This is a genomic window from Streptomyces sp. DF42, from assembly GCF_058267695.1.
The window spans coordinates 9238023-9253883 of the sequence record NZ_CM177859.1 but is presented as its reverse complement, the minus strand read 5'-3'; the positions used below and the strand labels follow the sequence as shown (position 1 = coordinate 9253883).

Genomic DNA, 15861 nt, shown 5'->3' with positions numbered 1-15861 from the left:
CGTGCCACCGGATACCTGAACGCGTCCTGACTGCCGAAGGGCCTGCCTGGGCCGTCCGGTCATCCGGTGCCCGGTCGGGCCAGTCCGAAGTCGTAGGCGAAGATCACGGCCTGGATGCGGTCACGGGCGCCGATCTTGGCAAGGACCCGGCCGACGTGGGTCTTCACGGTGGACTCGGACACCACGAAGCGGGCCGCGATCTCGCCGTTGGTCCAGCCCTTGCCGATGGCCACGAGGATCTCCCGCTCGCGGTCGGTGAGCGAGGCCAGCCGCGGGTCCTCGCTCGCGTCGCTCCGGCCGGCGGGCACGTGTTCGGCGTACTCGTCCAGGATGCGGCGGGTGAGCGCCGGTGCGATGACGGCATCGCCCGCGGCGACCGCCCGGATACCGGCGAGGAGTTCCTCGGGGCGCGCGTCCTTCAGGAGGAAGCCGCTGGCTCCGGCGCGCAGGGCGGCGTGCACGTATTCGTCGACGTCGAAGGTGGTCAGTACGAGGACGCGGGAGCGGCCGCCGGCGGCGGTGATCCGGCGTGTCGCCTCGATGCCGTCCATGCCCGGCATCCGTACGTCCATCAGGACGACGTCGGGGCGCAGCTCGGCGGTCTTGCGCACGGCCTCGGCGCCGTGCGCGGCCTCGCCGACCACCTCCGTCTCGGGGATGGAGTCGAGCAGCACCCGGAAGCCGTAGCGCTGCAGCGGCTGGTCGTCCACGACGAGCACCGTGGTCACCGGGCACCTGCCTGGGGTGTCAGGTCGAGGGTGGCCTGCACGGTCCAGCCGCCGCCGGTCGCGGGGCCGGCGCTGATGTCGCCTCCGTAGAGCGCCGCGCGTTCTCGCATGCCCACCAGGCCGTGACCTTCCTCGTTGCATGGTCCGGGGCGTCCTGCCCGGCCGTTGTCCTGGACCCGGATGACCAGCCGGGCGTCCTCGACGATGACCGACAGTGTCACCCGTGTCCCGGCTCCGGCGTGCTTCAGGGTGTTGGTGAGGGCTTCCTGGACGATGCGGTAGACGGTCAGCTGCATGCCCCGGTCCAGGGCGTCCACCTCACCGACGGTCCGGTAGACGATCTCCAGGCCGGCCGTGCGCACCCCGTCGCACAGCGCCTCGATGTCCGCGAGGCCGGGCTGCGGGCTGAGCTCGGGCGTCGTGGCGGGAACGTCCGACGCCTCCCGCAGCACGCCGAGCACGCGTCGCAGCTCGCCCAGGGCCGTCCGGCCGGTGTCGCCGATGAGGTGCAGGGCTTCCTTGCCGCGTTCGGGAGCGGCGTCGGTGGCGTACGCGCCGGCGTCGGCGAGGGTGATGATGACGGACAGGTTGTGGCCGACGATGTCGTGCATCTCGCGAGCCACCCGGGCGCGTTCGGTGGCGGCCGCGAGTCTGCTGCGCTGGTCGCGTTCCGTCTCAAGGCGCGCCGCCCGCTCCCGCAACCCGGCGAGCTGGGCCCGCCGGATGCGCACCATCAGACCCAGTGCCAGGGCCGCGATCGACGTGCTGAGCAGGAAGAACAGCGCGTCCCAGACGGACACGGCCGACGAGATGCGCGCGGCGACGAGAACCATCCCCGCCGCCATCACCCCACAGGCGTACGGCAACTGCCGTGGATGCCCGTGCAGGGCCAGGCTGTACAGGGCGATGAACAGGGCGACGTCCGCACGCAGCGCGGCGCCCAGTGACCACTGCACGACGAACACGACCGCGACGGCGGTGAAGGCGGCCATGGGCCGGCGCCGCCGCCACAGTAGCGGCAGCACCAGGCCCGCCTGCAGAACCAGCATGGCCGCCAGGGGCAGCCGGGTGACGGCGAGCCGGAACCGGCGTGGGCCGTCGCCGTCCCCGGCACCCCCGTGCAGCAGGTCCGGCAGGCAGAACATCAGGAAGACCAGCGCCACCACCGCGGTGTCCAGCACCCAGGGGTGGGCCCGGTCCGCCTGCCGCAGCCGCTGGCCGCCCCGGGCCAGCCGGGCGACCAGCGGTCCCATCCCAGTGACGTCTTCGGTGGTGGTCGTCAACGTGGTCACCTGCCCATGGTGCAGCCGGTCAGACGTCGCTGCGCACCAGCCGGTACGCCGCACCCGCCAGAGCGAGCGCCGTCCAGCCGAGGAAGACCAGCAGCCCGGCCGTGGGCGACAGGGTGGTGCCGTCGTGGGTCAGGGCGAACATCGACTCGCCCGCGTTGCTCGGCAGGTAGGGGCTGATGTCGTCCTGCCAGGAGCTGGGCAGCAGGGAGATCAGCCCCGGGATCAGCATCAGGGCGGCGACGAGCACCGAGATGCCGCCGGCCACCGAGCGCAGCAGTGCGCCGAGGGCGGTGCCGATCACGCCGATCAGGCCGAGGTAGAGTCCGGCGCCCAGCAGGCTTCGCACAACTCCCTCGTGCGTCAGGCTCATCGCGGCGGGCGTGCCGGAGACGATGCCGCTGCCGAGCCCGAAGGCGACGAACGCGCCCAGGGTGCCGACCACCAGCGCGACCACACCGAACACGGCCGCCTTGGACCACAGCACGGGCAGTCGACGCGGTACGGCTGCGAGCGTCGAGCGGATCATGCCGGTCGAGTACTCCCCCGCCGTGACCAGCACGCCGAGCACGCCCAGCGCGAGTTGGGCGAAGTTGGTGCCGAAGAGGGACAGGCTCACGGCCGTCGAGTCGGCGAAGTGTTTGTCGATGGTGCCGGAGTCGATCCCCGACTTGTAGCGGCTCGCGGCGATCAGCCCGAAGGCGACGAGGAAGAGCAGGCCGAGGCCCAGGGTGATCCACGTCGAACGCAGCGACCACAACTTGGCCCACTCCGAGGACAGCACGCGCCGTCCTGTCACCCGGTAGGCGGGACGGGCCGGAGTGGCCGGGGCCGGGGGTGTCTCGACGGTCGAGGTGAGGGTGCTCATGCCGCGCTCCCTTCGGCCAGGGGAGCGTCGATGCCGGTCGTGGAGCCGTGGTACTCCACGGCGTCTCTGGTCAGGTTCATGAACGCCTCCTCCAACGACACGGTCCGTGCGGTCAGTTCGAACAGCGGGATCCCGTGCTCGGCCGCCTTCAGGCCGATCTCGCGGGCACTGAGTCCGGACACCTGAAGCTCCTCGGAGCCGGCGCGGCCCGTGATGTCGACGCCGGGGCCCGCGAGTACGTCCCGCAGCCGGGCCGGGTCCTGCGTGGCCACCTGCACGGTGTCGCCGCCCGCCTCGCGGACGAGGTCCCGCACCGTGGTGTCGGCCAGCAGCCGCCCGCGTCCCACGATGATGAGATGGTCCGCCACCAGGGCCATCTCGCTCATCAGATGGGACGACACGAACACGGTCCGGCCCTCGCCGGCGAGCGCCTTGAGCAGATTGCGGATCCAGAGCACACCCTCCGGGTCGAGCCCGTTGACGGGTTCGTCCAGCATCACCGTCTGCGGATCGCCCAGCAGCGCCGCCGCGATGCCGAGCCGCTGGCCCATGCCGAGGGAGAAGGCACCGGCCCGCTTCCCCGCCACGCTGCCGAGCCCCGCGAGGTCGATGACCTCATCGACCCGGCGACGGGGGATCCCGTGCGTCAGCGCGAGCGCCCTCAGGTGGTTGCAGGCCGAGCGGCCCGGATGGATCGACTTCGCCTCCAGCAGGGCACCGACCTCCTGGAGCGGTGCCCGGTGTCGGGCGTAGTGGTGACCGTTGACCGTCACGGAGCCGTTCGTCGGAGCGTCGAGCCCGACGATCATGCGCATGGTCGTGGACTTCCCCGCGCCGTTGGGGCCCAGGAAGCCGGTCACCGTGCCGGGCTCGACGGTGAAGTCCAGCCCGTCGACGGCCGTCTTCTCGCCGTACCTCTTGGTCAGCTGCTGTGCGTCGATCATTCGCGTTTCTTCCTGTCGGACACCGGCGCCGTCCGTGGCCCCTGACGCCTCACCGACCACGGTAGGAGGCGAAACGTCCCGATCCGGTCGTACCGCGGACTGATCCACACAGGTCGGGTCGTACCGCGGTACTACGTGCCGTTGCTTCCCCGCGCACCGTTCAGGTTGCGTTCAGGCTCGAAGTGCCATCGTGCGGATCACGACCGCAGAGCACCTCCTCGACGACCGCCCCCTCGGGGCCTCACTCGCCGACTGGATGGCACTCGGCCACACCCGCGGCGGCCTCGGCCTCGGTCTGTCCCCGGTCACCCTGGCCTGGACGGTCGCGATCACCGGGTTCGTGGGATACGTGGCCGTGTCACAGCGTGAAAGGGGGCTCACGCGTCGGCTTGAGGGGTTCTTCGACCACCGGGACGCCGTCACCCCCGCGACGTCTGCTCGTGCTCCACGGCGGCGAAGTCGTGTGAGACCTTGGGGAGTTGAGAAGCCGAGGAATTGAGGAGCTCACTGCTGGACGGGGTCCCGTGCCGGCTTCTCCTCGGCGGGGTCCTGTGCGCGGCCGCCAGGATGGCGCAGGGCGCACAGATAGCCGATACCGAGGGCGATGGCCATGCCGTAGAACACCCACTTGTTGGCCTCGGCGAAGTCCATGCGGACGGCGGCCATCGCGTCTCGCGTGGCCACCGCGGCCGGGCCGTCGCCGGTGGGCGTGCGGCTGTCCGCGTTGCCGGTGACGGTCTCGGCCACCGACCGGGCGACGGAGTTCGCCGTGCCGGACGGCACGCCGCGCGAGCTGAGGGTGTCCACGACGTTGTCGGTCATGGTGTGGGTCAGCAGGGTGCCGAAGACGGCCAGCCCCACGCTCGCCGCGTAGTTGCGTACCGTCTGGGTGATGCCCGTGACCTCGCCGTACGAGGCGTCGATCGCGCGGTTGACGGCGTCGGTCGAGGCCGGGGCGAGGATGAAGCCGATGCCCGCGCCGGCGAGTGCGGCGTAGGGCCACTGGTCGTGCATGGACAGGTCGGTCAGTTTGCCCGCCCACAGCGCGTACCCGACGGCGCCCACCACACAGCCGGTCTTCATCGCCGGGCGGGCGCCCCGCTTGTCCAGGATGCGACCGCCCCACTGGGAGGCGATGGCGAACCCCGCGAAGAAGTACAGCAGATACAGGGCTGCCTGGTCGGGCGAGGCGCTGAGGGAGATCTGGGCGTAGACCGAGGCGAAGAAGAACAGCGGGACGAACGCCAGCATGGCGAAGAACAGCACCAGCGCATCCACGGTGAAGGCCCGGTCGCGGAACACCGCGAGGTTGACCAGGGGATGCCGTGTGCGCAGTTCGTAGCGGCCGAAGAGGTACAGGACGGCGAGCCCGCCGACGATGCAGCCCCAGGTCGCCGCGCTGTCCCAGCCCCAGGCCGAGGCCTGCTGGAAGCCGAGCACGCTCAGCCCCATCCCGGCGGCGATCAGCAGCGCGCCCGTCACGTCCAGGGGTTCGTCGCGCCGGCGGTCGGAGATGCGGGCCAGCGCGGTCAGGATCAGGGCGACGATCGCGACGGGCACGTTGACCCAGAAGATCGCTCGCCACGTCCACGCGGTCAGCCAGCCGCCCAGCAGCGGTCCGATCGCGGTGAGGGCGCCGGTGAGTCCGAAGAACAGGGCCAGCGCGCGCCCCCGGCGCTCTACCGGGAACACGGCCACGACCACGGCGAGCGCGGCCGGGAAGAGCAGGGCGGCGCCCAGTCCCTGGGTCGCCCGGAAGACGACGAGCCAGGCCAACGCGTAGTCACCGGCGGGGACACAGCCGCACAGCACCGAGGACACGACGAAGAGGAGGGTTCCCGCCACCACGATGCGGCGCGGTCCCCACAGGTCGGCGAGACGTCCGCCGAGCGCGAAGAACGCGGCGAGGGACAACAGGTAGGCGTTGACCACCCATTGCATGCCGGAGGCGGAGAGTCCGAGTTCGGAGACGATGTCGGGCGCCGCGATCGACACGATCGTCTGGTCGATGAACGTCATCGCGACGGCGAACATCATGGCCGTCAGCGTGAGTGGCTGGGAGGCCGCGCGGCCTGCACCGAGCACTCTCTGGCTCTGCTCCAGATGCGACTTGCTCACTCACCCAGTCTGCGGCCGCCCGTGTGACGACGCATGCGGAGCGCGACGCCGGTGCGGAGGGTCACCGCTCGACCTCGTAGCGGAGGTGGATGACGCCCGGCGCCGGGACGGCCTCGTCGAGGCGCGGGCGCATGTGCTCGGGCTGGGCCCCGAGACACCCCGGCCAGGAACCGCGGTCAACGTCCCTTCTCGTAGCGCAACGTCTGCTGGGCGTTGAGCTGTTCGACGAGGGTGAAGACGGCGACGGCCAGCTGCTTCAGGTTGGCCGTCGGCACGTTGTCCTTCATACGGCGCAGTTCGGCGACGACCGCCTCCTGGTTGCCCTGGGGGCCGACGAGGTTCTGCTGGGTGCCGAGGGCGCCAAGGGACTTGTGGACGGCTCTGGCGCCGTCCTCGTCCACCACGTCCCGCTCGTCCACGGTCAGGTGGTCCCAGTTCTTGAGCAGGTCGGAGCCGGACGGCAGGGCGCTCAGCCAGGCGTTGCGGGTCAGTTCGATGGTGGTCCGGGTCCGGTCGTTGGCCAGACCCCGCTCGACCTCGTTGCCGAAGACCCGCTCGTCGCCACGGCCGGTCATCCCCGCCGCCCGCAGGACGAGAGCGACGAACTCGTCACGGTTGGCCTGGAAGTGGCCCGTCAGGTTCGGCGACAGCAGGCTGAAGGCGTGGGCGAAGTCCGTACGGGCCATCAAGGCCCCGGCGATCGACTTGGCGTTGGCACCCGGCGGCAGGTTCTGGCCCTGGATCAGGTACGCGGCAAGATGCATGACCAGGCCGGTGAGCGCTTTGGTGTCGGACCTCGACGGCTGGAAACCGAGTTGGGGCAGCAGCGCCGTGATCGCGGCGTCGGCACCGGCCCGGGCCGCGGGGAGCTCACCGAGACCGCCTGCCGACAGGTCGGCGGACGCCTGCGCGCGCCCCTTGACCCGCCCCGCCCCCAGCACGGGCACGCGCTCCATCACGCTCATCGGCTCGCGGTTCGCGAGATAGTCGATCAGTTTCGGCAGGCGCTCCAGGCGCGCCCCGAGCGTCGCCTGCGGGGCGAAGCTGAGGGGGTTTCCGTCCGGGTAGATCCGCAGGCGGGACTGGGGGGTCCCACCACCCGCGGTCACGTCCTCGGAGGGGATGTACGGCTCGCCGCGACGGCCGTCGAGGTAGCGGGCCATGGCGGTCAGGTCGTCCATGACCGTCCCGACCTCCGCGAGCGAGGTGAGCGGGTCGGTGATCCACTCCAGGTTGGAGCCGCCTGTGGGGCTGGCGTCCGCCGTCAGGTCGAACTTGCTGCCGGCCACGACGAGCCCGTCGACCCGCCCCTTGCCGAGGTTCTCGCCCGCCAGGGGCTCCTCGGACACCTGCCCCCTGACCATCAGGGTGGTCACCAGAGCCTGGCGCTCGGAGTCGGTCACGTCGAGATCGGCGAGGCGCTGCGCACCGGCCGCGGTCAACTGGTCGTCGTGGCCGAACCACTGGGCCCGCAGCGCATCGGCGTTGCCGTCGGCCACCTGCGCCTGCTCCTGCGGCTTGAGCCGCCGGTGGTACGGAGAGTGGGAGGAGAGAAAGATCTCCAGGATCCTGGCGTCGATCAGCTGCTGCCGTTCCTGGGACCGCTGTGCGCGGACAGCCTCCGAGTCGTCCTCCATCCTGCGCACGTTCCACTGCGCCTCGAACTCGAACCCGACCGCGCGCTGTACGTCGGGGGTCCCGGCCCCGCCCGTGTTCCGCGCTCCGCGGGAGAGCGAACCGGCCGGGTCCGTCCGCCCCTCGTCCCCCGTCCGGCGCGCGGATGGCGGCGGCGCCGCCATCACCCGCCTCGCGTTCGCCTCGGCCGCCCGCTCGAAGCGGTCGGACGGGTCGCTGACCCGCAGTCCGTCGCCGTGGTCGGTGCCGGAGACGGGGCCTTGCCGCTGCTGGATGACGTGCGTCAACTCGTGGGCGAGAGTGTGCTTGTCGACGCCCGTCGAACCTATGACGACGTTCTCTCCCGAGGTGTACGCGCGGGCGCCCAGCTCCTGCGCCGAACGCTGCGCGACGGCGCCCGTGTGCAGACGTACGCCGGAGAAGTCCGCGCCGAGGCGGGCCTCCATCTCGGTGCGCAGCGGCGCCTCCAGCGCCCGGCCCCCCGACCGGAGCACGGTGTGCGCGGCGGCACGCTGCACGGGTTCCTCGTGGGCGTGGTCCACGGCGGCGGCACGCTGGACCGGCTCCCCGTGGGTGTGGTCGGCGTGCGTGTGATCCTCGTCGTGACCGTGCTGATCCTCGCCGCGAGCGTGCCGTTCGGCGAGCATCGCGGCCACGGCTCGGTTGCCGACGGCGCGCTGGAGTGCGACGAGGCGCTGCGGAGAGAACGTCCCCGGGATGCGCGCGGGGCGGGCACCGTCCGAGGAGACCGGGGCCAGGCGGTCGTGGGCGGCGGGCGCGGAGTGCCGCGTCGACCGCTCCGGGTCACGGCGGTCCCGGCCGGGCTCCTGAACACGCATGGCTTCTCCGGTCGTTCCGCTGGTTGTGACAGCGAGGTCCGCGCCCAGGATCACGTCGGTCAGGGCATCACGGAAGGTCGCTGGGGGTAACAGCGGGGCAGACGTGCTGCCCCCGGACGGATCACGAGCCGCACCCGCCCACGCGCCTGCCGCTCAGCGCCACGTCGTCCACGCGCATGTCGTACGACAAGGGCGGCCCGGTCCTTACGAGAAGCGGGACATGGCGTACGGGCTCCGAGACGTGCGGTGTTGCCCCGGTCCGGCCCGATAGCGGCCGGTCCGTCACGCGCACTTGCCGATGCCTTGACGATCCGTTCCATGGGCGTTCAACAAGCCGTCCCCGCCCGCGCTGTGCGTGGTCCCTATGTTCCCTGAGAGATGCAGGAGAAGGGACTATGGACAGACGCCTCGCAGTCCGGACCCGTGGGATCGCCAAACGCTTCGGCGATGTCATCGCACTCGACGGCATCGACCTGGATGTGACGCAGGGTCAGATCCACGGCCTGGTCGGACCGAACGGCGCCGGCAAGACGACCTTGCTCGGCCTCCTGCTGGGCCTGGCCGTCGCCGACGGCGGCCGGCTGGAGATCCTGGGGACGCCGGTCGAACGGGCACTCGCGGTGCCCGACGGGGTCGCCGGTTTCGTGGACGCACCCGGTCTCTACCCCTCGCTCACGGCCCGGCAGAACCTCGCGGCACTGGCCGAACTCCGCGGCCACGACGCACGGACGGCGGGAGTCGACGACGTACTCGACGAGGTCGGGCTCACCGATGTCGCCGACGACCGGACCCGCGGATTCTCCCTCGGCATGCGGCAACGACTCGGTCTCGCGGCGGCGTTGCTCACCAGGCCCCGGCTGCTCGTGCTCGACGAACCCTCCAACGGCCTTGATCCGGTGGGCAAAAGACATGTGCACGGCGTCCTCACCCGGCTCGCCGCGGACGGAACCGGTGTCGTGCTCTCGAGCCACCGCATGGACGACCTCGAGGCGCTGTGCTCCGAGGTCACCATCCTCGCCACCGGACGGGTCGTCTTCTCCGGCCCGCTGAGCAAGCTGGCCGCCGAGAACCGTGAACTCGACTACCGGCTGCGCACCTCCGACCTGCCGGCCGCACGCCGGCTGGCCGCCGACACGGCCGGCGTCGGGGGACCGGTGAGTCCGTTGGGCTTGTTGCATGGAAGGGGCCACGGAACCAGGCCCGATGTCCGCCGGTTCGTGTGTTCATGGCCGCCCAGAACGCGATGCTGCAGTGCGCGCCGGGCCGCACGGACATCGCGTTCGCGGCGAACTCCGGTGCCTACAACGCCGGTATCGCGGCGGGCGCAGCGCTCGGAGGACTGGTCCTGCCGCTCGCCGGCGTGCGGGGCACCTTCCTCGCCGGTGGGCTGCTGACCGTCGGCGCCTGCGCGGTGCTCGTCGGCGACCGGCTGCTCGGTTGCGGAGGGGAGGCCGTCGAGTAGAGCCGCCGCCACCGGTCGGCTGAATCCACGGGCCGAGCGGCGTGTCCGGGCGGGCGTGGCCGCCCGCCCGCCACAGGGTGGTCGCTGCTGCCGTCGTAGAGGAGGAACCGTGAAGCGTCGTGTCATCGCCGTTCTGGCCGCCGCCGTCGCCGTCGCCGGGCTGATCCTGATCGCGGTGCCGGCCGCGGCTCAGGACGGCCGCGGCGATGTCGAGAGCAACGACTGGAACTTCCCGCTCACCAACATCGGCCTCCTGTAGCGCCGGGTCCGGCCGCGATCTCCGACCTACCGGCCAGCCTCCCGGCGCGCGAACAGGAACGCTTGTGGAGCTGCGCCATCCGGGTCGAGCAGCAGCTGGGCCTCGATCTCGAATCCGGCGTCACGCAGCCAGGTTGCCACCCGTTCCGGCCGTCGGCGGTGGACGTGGACCCTCATCGGGTGACCGCCGTAGCCCTCTGTCTTCCACCGCGACCCGTCGCCGACGTGGAACAGCAGTTGCAGCGGTCCGCCTGGACGCAGAGCCCGGTGGAAGTGCCGGAACACCGTGGGCACTTCGTCGTCGGGGACGTGGATCAGCGACTGCCAGGCGACCAGGCCGGTCACCGAGGCGGCCGGGAGACCCGGGTTGGTCATCGAGCCCACCTCGAACCGCAGGCCGGGGTGGTCGCGCCGGGCCTGGTCGATCATCCCCGGGGAGAGATCGACACCGAACGCGTCGACACCGAGCCGGTGCAGATGGGCGGTGACATGGCCGGGGCCGCAGCCGACATCGGCCACCGGCCCGCCACCCGCGGCGCGCACACTGTCGGCGAACAACGCCAGAGCGGTACGAAGGTACTGCTGTCCGGCGATGGCATCGCGCACCTGGTCGGCATAGCTGACCGCGACGGTGTCGTACGACGTTCGGGTGTCTGCCAACCAGTCGTCCGTGGTCATGACCGGCACGGTAGTCCAGCGTGACTGGCCTTCACCATCACTGCCCGCATGTCCGGGCCCCGGGCCAACTCCCTTCTGGGAAAAAGGCAGTTGCCCAGCAGATTCCGATCGTGGACGATCTCGGACTGTGACGACGAACAGCAGCCGAGGACACCTCGGCCAAGGAGACCCCGCTCCCGAGCCGCCCCATCCGTCGGTCCGCCCGCTCGCCCTGGTCACCGGTGCAGGTCGCACCGTCGGCATCGGCGCGGGCATCGCCCGCCGGCTGGCCGCCTCCGGCTGGGACATCGCCTTCACTTACTGGACCCCCTACGACGAGCGCATGGCCTGGGGCCGCGAGTCCGGCGCGACCGATGCGATCGCCGACGCCCTCAAAGAGAACGGTGCCGCCACCACGGCCGTCGAGGCGGACCTGGCCGACCCGGACACTCCGGCCCGCGTCTTCGACGAGGTCGAACGCACCTTGGGCAGCGTCACCGCCCTGGTGATGTGCCACTGCGAATCGGTCGCCTCCGGTCTGCTCGACACCACCGTCGAAAGCTTCGACCGGCACTTCACGGTCAATGCGCGCGCCACCTGGCTGCTGATCCGGGAGTACGGGCGGCGGTTCGCCGCCGACCCGGGCAGCGGCCGGATCATCAGCCTGACCAGCGACCACACCGTGGGCAACCTCCCCTACGGCGCGAGCAAGGGCGCTCTCGACCGCATCACCCTGGCCGCCGCACACGAACTCGCCCACCTCGGCATCACCGCCAACGTGATCAACCCGGGGCCGGTGGACACCGGTTGGATGACCGACGAAGGGCGCTCGCACGTGCTTCGCCAGACGCCCCTCAACCGGCTCGGCACCCCGCAGGACACCGCCCACCTCGTCGACTTCCTCTGCTCGCCGGAGGGCCAGTGGATCAACGGCCAACTCCTGAAGAGCAACGGCGGATTCGCCTGACACGGGTCGGACGATCACGCGAGACGGGCCGCCGCCGCCCCACTCCGTTGCTCCACATGACGGCCACCGAGATGGACATCACCGAGGACCTCATCCGGGATCTGCTGCGCGAGCAGCACCCCGACCTGGCGGATCGCCCCTTGAAGCTCGGAGCACTCGGCTGGGACAACCAACCCCTGGCGGCTCGGCGACGACCTCGCCGTCCGGTTGCCGTGGGCGACGCAGTCCGCGGACGCGCTGCTGCGCAAGGAACATCGAGGCACTCGGGTGTGGGAGGCGACAGGACGCCACCGGCGGTGGTCAGGGGCCGGCCAGGCGGCGCCGGTCCTCCTCGTCCCAGGTGCGGGTGTCGCGAGGGGCGACGTACGGCTCCTCCCCGGGCGGATGCCCGCCTGCGACGGCCCGCTGCCGCGCGGTCTCCGCGTCGAACTCCAGGCCGAGCAACAGGGCCAGATTGCCGATCCACAGCCAGACCAGGAAGACGATGACGCCCGCCATGGTGCCGTAAGTCTTGTTGTACGAGGCGAAGTTGGCGACGTAGAGCGCGAAGCCCGCGGAGGCGATCAGCCAGATCAGCAGGGCCAGGAAGCTGCCCGGGGTGATCCATTTGAAGCCGCGGACCTTGGCGTTGGGGCTCGCCCAGTAAAGGATCGCGATCATCACGGTGACCAGGACGACCAGCACGGGCCACTTGGCGATCGACCAGACGGTCAGAGCAGTGTCGCCGATGCCCAGCGCCTTGCCCGCCTGGCGGGCCAGACCGCCGGTGAAGACGACGATCAGCGCGCTGGCCACGGCCAGCACCATGAGCGCGACGGTGACTCCGACCCGGATGGGGAGGATCTTCCAGACCGGGCGCCCCTCGGGCATGTCGTAGACGGCGTTGGACGTGCGGATGAACGCCGCGACGTAGCCGGAGGCCGACCACACCGCCAGGACGAGGCCCACGGCGGCCATGGCCGAGCCGAGGCCACCGCCGCCCTGCAGCTGTTCGACCGCGCGCGTGAGGATGTCCCGGGCCGAGCCGGGGGTCAGCTGCCGGAGGTTGGTCAGAACCTTGTCGGTGGTCGATGCGCCGGACAGGCCCAGCAGGGAGACCAGGACCAGCAGGGCCGGGAACAGGGACAGGACGCCGTAGTACGTCAGGGCCGCCGCGCGGTCGGTCAGCTCGTCGTCCTTGAACTCCCGCAGGCTGCCTTTCAGTGCGGCGCCCCACGAACGTCGGGGCAGGTCGGTGGGCGTGTCCGGGGCACGCTGCTCCACCTGCGGGTCCGGTCCGAACCGCTCTTCGGGGGCATCCGCCCGCGGCTCGTCCCGCTCGTCGGCATGCTCGTCGACCCGATCGGGTGGCGGGTCACGGCGCGCCTTGCGATGGTGGTGGCCGGATGTGAGATTTCGGGTCATGCGCTCCCGGGTATCCACGATGCGGTGCCCACACGCGCCGATCGGTCGGTGCCGAAGGTTGAGCGGCTCCCCCACCGTGGGTATCTCTGGTGCTTGCGATCACAGAGGGGCACTCTGGGGAGAGCGGCGGGAGCCGTGACGCCGGCCGGACGCGTGGGCCGGGGCCGGGTGCAGAGGTGGTGGCGCTGGTGGACATGGACTACGCGGCGCTGTTCGCCGCCACGCCGAGCCCGTACCTCGTACTGGGCCCGGACCTGGTCATCGTGGAGGTCAACCAGGCCTATCTGGAGGCGACCGGCCGCACACACGAGGACCTGCTCGGGCAGCACATCTTCGACGCCTTCCCGGACAACCCGGCCGATCCGGAGGCCGACGGCGTGCGCAATCTCAGCGCGTCGCTGCACCGTGTCCTGGCCGCGCGGGAACCGGACACGATGGCGTTGCAGAAGTACGACATCCCCGTGAGCGGCCCGTCCGGGGCGTTCGAGGAGCGATGGTGGTCGCCGATCAACACACCGATCCTCGGCCCGGACGGAAAGGTGCGCTGGATCATCCACCGGGTGGAGGACGTGACCGCCTTCGTACAGACGCGTACAGCCGGACGGCGGCCGCCGACGGAACAGCTGACCGAGCGGGAGGCGTTGGAGGCCGAACTCTATGCGCGGGCACGCGAGCTGCAGCGGCTGAACGAGGAGTTGCGGCTGGCCCACACCCGGGAGCGTGAGGTGGCCGTCGCGCTGCAGGGGGCGATGCTGCAGGCGCCGGATCTGGTCCGGCACAAGAACGTCGCGGTGCGCTACCTGCCCGCGGCCGGGTCGCTGAACGTGTGCGGCGACTGGTACGACCTCGTCGACCTGGCCGACGGCCGTTTCGCTGTGGGCGTCGGTGACGTCGTCGGCCACGGGCTGGAGGCCGCCGCCGTGATGGGCATGCTGCGCAGCGCGCTGAGTGCCGCAATCCGCGCACTGGAGCGACCCGCCCAGGCCCTGGAGGTGCTGGGACTGTATGCCCGTTCGGTGGATGGGGCGCTGAACACCACCGTCGCCAAGGCCCTGATCGACCCCCGCAGCCACCTGATCATCTACAGCAGCGCCGGCCACCCACCACCCGTCCTGGTGCACCCCGACGGCAGCTGTGAGCTCCTCGACAAGGCCACCGATCCGCCCCTGGGCGCCCGGCCCGACCACGTCCCCCGTCCCCAGGCCGGCCAGCCGTACTCCCCCGGCGACACCCTCGTGCTCTACACCGACGGCCTGATCGAACGCCGTGACGAGGACATCGAGGCAGGCCTGGAACGTCTGCTCGATGTCCTCGCCCACTGCAGCACCCAGTCCTCGCAACGCCTCGCAGACACCCTGCTGGCCCGCCTCGGCCTGTCCGGCGGAGCTCGCGACGACATCGCCCTGATCGTCGTCTGCCTGTGAGACGGCGGTACCGGCACTCGATCGCGCGCCTGTGCTGCCCCCGCTGCTTGCCGTGCGGCCGCTTTCGTCGAGGCGGCCGCGGGCACCCGGTGCCGGCAGGACCACGGCAGGCTCGGCCGGCCGGGCACCGCCCGCCCCGCGGCCCGCCCATCAGGAGTGTCGGTCGAAGGCCGGCCAGTATCGGCGCCGGCAAGGACGTCACGAGGAAAATGTCGATGCCACGGCCCCGAGACGGAGCGGCGAGGTCACGGCCCGGCGGGCCACCCAGCAGCGTCTGCTCGTCCAGCAGGGCGGCGGCAGGACAGGGTGGGATGCGGCGCGGTGCGGTGGAATTTCTGTGCGGGGCTGATCGTAAGATCCATCGCATGCCGTGGATACGACGCCGTGCGCGTGCCGCCGAGCCTCCGCAGGAACGCCTGCCGGACCTTGAGTTCCTGGCCCTCGTGAAGGCGAGCCTCGAAGCGTACGAGCCCGGTGTGACGGAGAGTGCCGAACTCAAGGGCAACTCACTGGTCAGCCCGCGCGGATGGGCGGTGGCCGTGGCTCCGCCGCACCATGGAGGCGGACGCCATTACGACCTCGTCGCGCTGCCGGACGTGAGCGTCCAGCCGGACGTGCCCTGCTTCATGGACTGTGTCGTCGCGATGTCCGGGGACCCCCGGAAGGCGGCCGACTCGTGGGTGCAGACGGCCGGCGCGTGCATGCTCGAACTCCTCGACCGGCGCGGGCGCTTCGCGGACCACGCGGGCCCCGAGGACCGGCGCGGCGTTCCCGGCTGGCACTCGATCATCTCCGGCGCGACCGGCCTGGGCCTCGACGTCGCCGAGAACCGGCGCTTGCAGATCGCTCTGCAGGACGCGAACGTGCTGCACCGCATCGCGGGCACCTTCACGGCGGATCTGGAATCGCCGTTCTTCAACGGGGTCAAGGTCTTCTACGGCGGGCGCCCCGGCGCGATGGAGGCGGAGGTCCGGGTCAACGGGGAGCGCCACGAAGCCGCCTCAGCCGCGATGGCGGCGCTGAACCTGCCCGAGCCGACGGTGTTCACGGCTGTTCGTTACTACGCACTGCTGCTCCCGATTCCGGCTGACGGCGGAGAGCCGAGCTACCCGTCGGTCCGGCTCGCCCCCGCGGACGCCCACAGTGCGACCTGCAACTGCGGCGGGCACCTGGACGGCTGAGCACCCCGGCGTCGACCTACCCCTGCCCGATCTGGTCGCCCAACTCTCCGATGAGGAGCGCACACAGCGCGTGACCCTCGACAGGGG

13 protein-coding genes and 1 pseudogene are annotated in these 15861 nt (G+C 71.2%); 6 read left to right on the top strand and 8 right to left on the bottom strand.

The window, feature by feature from the left end; all coding sequences use genetic code 11:
- Window positions 1–59: 59 nt before the first annotated feature.
- The 6 genes from ACYUED_RS42445 to ACYUED_RS42420 all read right to left on the bottom strand — a co-directional run bounded on the left by ACYUED_RS42445 (window position 60) and on the right by ACYUED_RS42420 (window position 8421).
- The gene (locus tag ACYUED_RS42445; RefSeq protein ID WP_491289723.1) at window positions 60–728 is read right to left on the bottom strand and encodes a response regulator; all 669 of its coding nucleotides are present in this window, start codon (window positions 726–728) and stop codon (window positions 60–62) included.
- A complete protein-coding gene (locus tag ACYUED_RS42440) occupies window positions 725–1981 on the bottom strand; it encodes a sensor histidine kinase (protein WP_491294693.1) in 1257 nt (418 codons plus the stop codon). The genes ACYUED_RS42445 and ACYUED_RS42440 overlap by 4 nt, the downstream gene beginning before the upstream one ends.
- 58 nt (window positions 1982–2039) lie before the next feature.
- Window positions 2040–2885 (bottom strand): ABC transporter permease, encoded by an 846-nt coding sequence (locus tag ACYUED_RS42435; RefSeq protein ID WP_491289722.1) that lies wholly within the window; start codon window positions 2883–2885, stop codon window positions 2040–2042.
- The gene (locus tag ACYUED_RS42430) at window positions 2882–3829 is read right to left on the bottom strand and encodes an ABC transporter ATP-binding protein (RefSeq protein ID WP_491289721.1); all 948 of its coding nucleotides are present in this window, start codon (window positions 3827–3829) and stop codon (window positions 2882–2884) included. The genes ACYUED_RS42435 and ACYUED_RS42430 overlap by 4 nt, the downstream gene beginning before the upstream one ends.
- Before the next feature lie 504 nt (window positions 3830–4333).
- Window positions 4334–5866 (bottom strand): MFS transporter, encoded by a 1533-nt coding sequence (locus ACYUED_RS42425; RefSeq protein WP_491294692.1) that lies wholly within the window; start codon window positions 5864–5866, stop codon window positions 4334–4336.
- 257 nt (window positions 5867–6123) lie between these two features.
- Complete coding sequence (locus ACYUED_RS42420; RefSeq protein WP_491289720.1) at window positions 6124–8421, bottom strand: eCIS core domain-containing protein; 2298 nt, start codon at window positions 8419–8421, stop codon at window positions 6124–6126.
- A gap of 395 nt (window positions 8422–8816) precedes the next feature.
- Here ACYUED_RS42420 and ACYUED_RS42415 point away from each other — a divergent pair, with 395 nt between their 5' ends.
- Window positions 8817–9815: an ABC transporter ATP-binding protein gene (locus tag ACYUED_RS42415; protein ID WP_491289719.1), complete on the top strand. Its 999-nt coding sequence runs from the start codon at window positions 8817–8819 to the stop codon at window positions 9813–9815.
- A gap of 177 nt (window positions 9816–9992) precedes the next feature.
- Complete coding sequence (locus ACYUED_RS42410) at window positions 9993–10142, top strand: hypothetical protein (protein ID WP_491289718.1); 150 nt, start codon at window positions 9993–9995, stop codon at window positions 10140–10142.
- 26 nt (window positions 10143–10168) lie between these two features.
- Here ACYUED_RS42410 and ACYUED_RS42405 read toward each other — a convergent pair whose 3' ends face one another.
- On the bottom strand, window positions 10169–10819 hold the full coding sequence (locus ACYUED_RS42405; RefSeq protein WP_491289717.1) for a class I SAM-dependent DNA methyltransferase: 651 nt from the start codon (window positions 10817–10819) through the stop codon (window positions 10169–10171).
- Between the two features lie 127 nt (window positions 10820–10946).
- On the opposite strand from ACYUED_RS42405, the gene ACYUED_RS42400 reads away from it, so the two are divergent.
- Together ACYUED_RS42400 and ACYUED_RS42395 are read left to right on the top strand one after the other, a co-directional pair.
- Window positions 10947–11765 carry an SDR family oxidoreductase gene (locus ACYUED_RS42400; RefSeq protein ID WP_491289716.1) on the top strand — a complete coding sequence of 273 codons (819 nt, stop codon included), beginning with the start codon at window positions 10947–10949 and terminating at the stop codon, window positions 11763–11765.
- 56 nt (window positions 11766–11821) lie between these two features.
- A pseudogene (locus tag ACYUED_RS42395) lies at window positions 11822–12020 on the top strand (aminoglycoside phosphotransferase); the annotation flags it as partial.
- A 45-nt stretch (window positions 12021–12065) separates the two neighbouring features.
- Here ACYUED_RS42395 and ACYUED_RS42390 read toward each other — a convergent pair.
- Complete coding sequence (locus tag ACYUED_RS42390) at window positions 12066–13169, bottom strand: YihY/virulence factor BrkB family protein (protein ID WP_491289715.1); 1104 nt, start codon at window positions 13167–13169, stop codon at window positions 12066–12068.
- Window positions 13170–13363: 194 nt separating this feature from the next.
- Here ACYUED_RS42390 and ACYUED_RS42385 point away from each other — a divergent pair, with 194 nt between their 5' ends.
- Both ACYUED_RS42385 and ACYUED_RS42380 read left to right on the top strand, forming a co-directional pair.
- The gene (locus ACYUED_RS42385; RefSeq protein WP_491294690.1) at window positions 13364–14593 is read left to right on the top strand and encodes a SpoIIE family protein phosphatase; all 1230 of its coding nucleotides are present in this window, start codon (window positions 13364–13366) and stop codon (window positions 14591–14593) included.
- 365 nt (window positions 14594–14958) lie between these two features.
- A complete protein-coding gene (locus tag ACYUED_RS42380) occupies window positions 14959–15774 on the top strand; it encodes a DUF6348 family protein (RefSeq protein ID WP_491289714.1) in 816 nt (271 codons plus the stop codon).
- Window positions 15775–15861: the final 87 nt, after the last annotated feature.

Excerpts from the sequence above, each read along its gene's own strand:
- ACYUED_RS42390 (WP_491289715.1), bottom strand. The coding sequence starts at position 13,169 with ATGACCCGAAATCTCACATCCGGCCACCACCATCGCAAGGCGCGCCGT.
- ACYUED_RS42435 (WP_491289722.1), bottom strand. The coding sequence starts at position 2,885 with ATGAGCACCCTCACCTCGACCGTCGAGACACCCCCGGCCCCGGCCACT.
- ACYUED_RS42430 (WP_491289721.1), bottom strand. The coding sequence starts at position 3,829 with ATGATCGACGCACAGCAGCTGACCAAGAGGTACGGCGAGAAGACGGCC.
- ACYUED_RS42380 (WP_491289714.1), top strand. The coding sequence starts at position 14,959 with ATGCCGTGGATACGACGCCGTGCGCGTGCCGCCGAGCCTCCGCAGGAA.
- ACYUED_RS42425 (WP_491294692.1), bottom strand. The coding sequence starts at position 5,866 with ATGATGTTCGCCGTCGCGATGACGTTCATCGACCAGACGATCGTGTCG.
- ACYUED_RS42415 (WP_491289719.1), top strand. The coding sequence starts at position 8,817 with ATGGACAGACGCCTCGCAGTCCGGACCCGTGGGATCGCCAAACGCTTC.
- ACYUED_RS42405 (WP_491289717.1), bottom strand. The coding sequence starts at position 10,819 with ATGACCACGGACGACTGGTTGGCAGACACCCGAACGTCGTACGACACC.
- ACYUED_RS42420 (WP_491289720.1), bottom strand. The coding sequence starts at position 8,421 with ATGCGTGTTCAGGAGCCCGGCCGGGACCGCCGTGACCCGGAGCGGTCG.
- ACYUED_RS42385 (WP_491294690.1), top strand. The coding sequence starts at position 13,364 with ATGGACTACGCGGCGCTGTTCGCCGCCACGCCGAGCCCGTACCTCGTA.
- ACYUED_RS42440 (WP_491294693.1), bottom strand. The coding sequence starts at position 1,981 with ATGGGACCGCTGGTCGCCCGGCTGGCCCGGGGCGGCCAGCGGCTGCGG.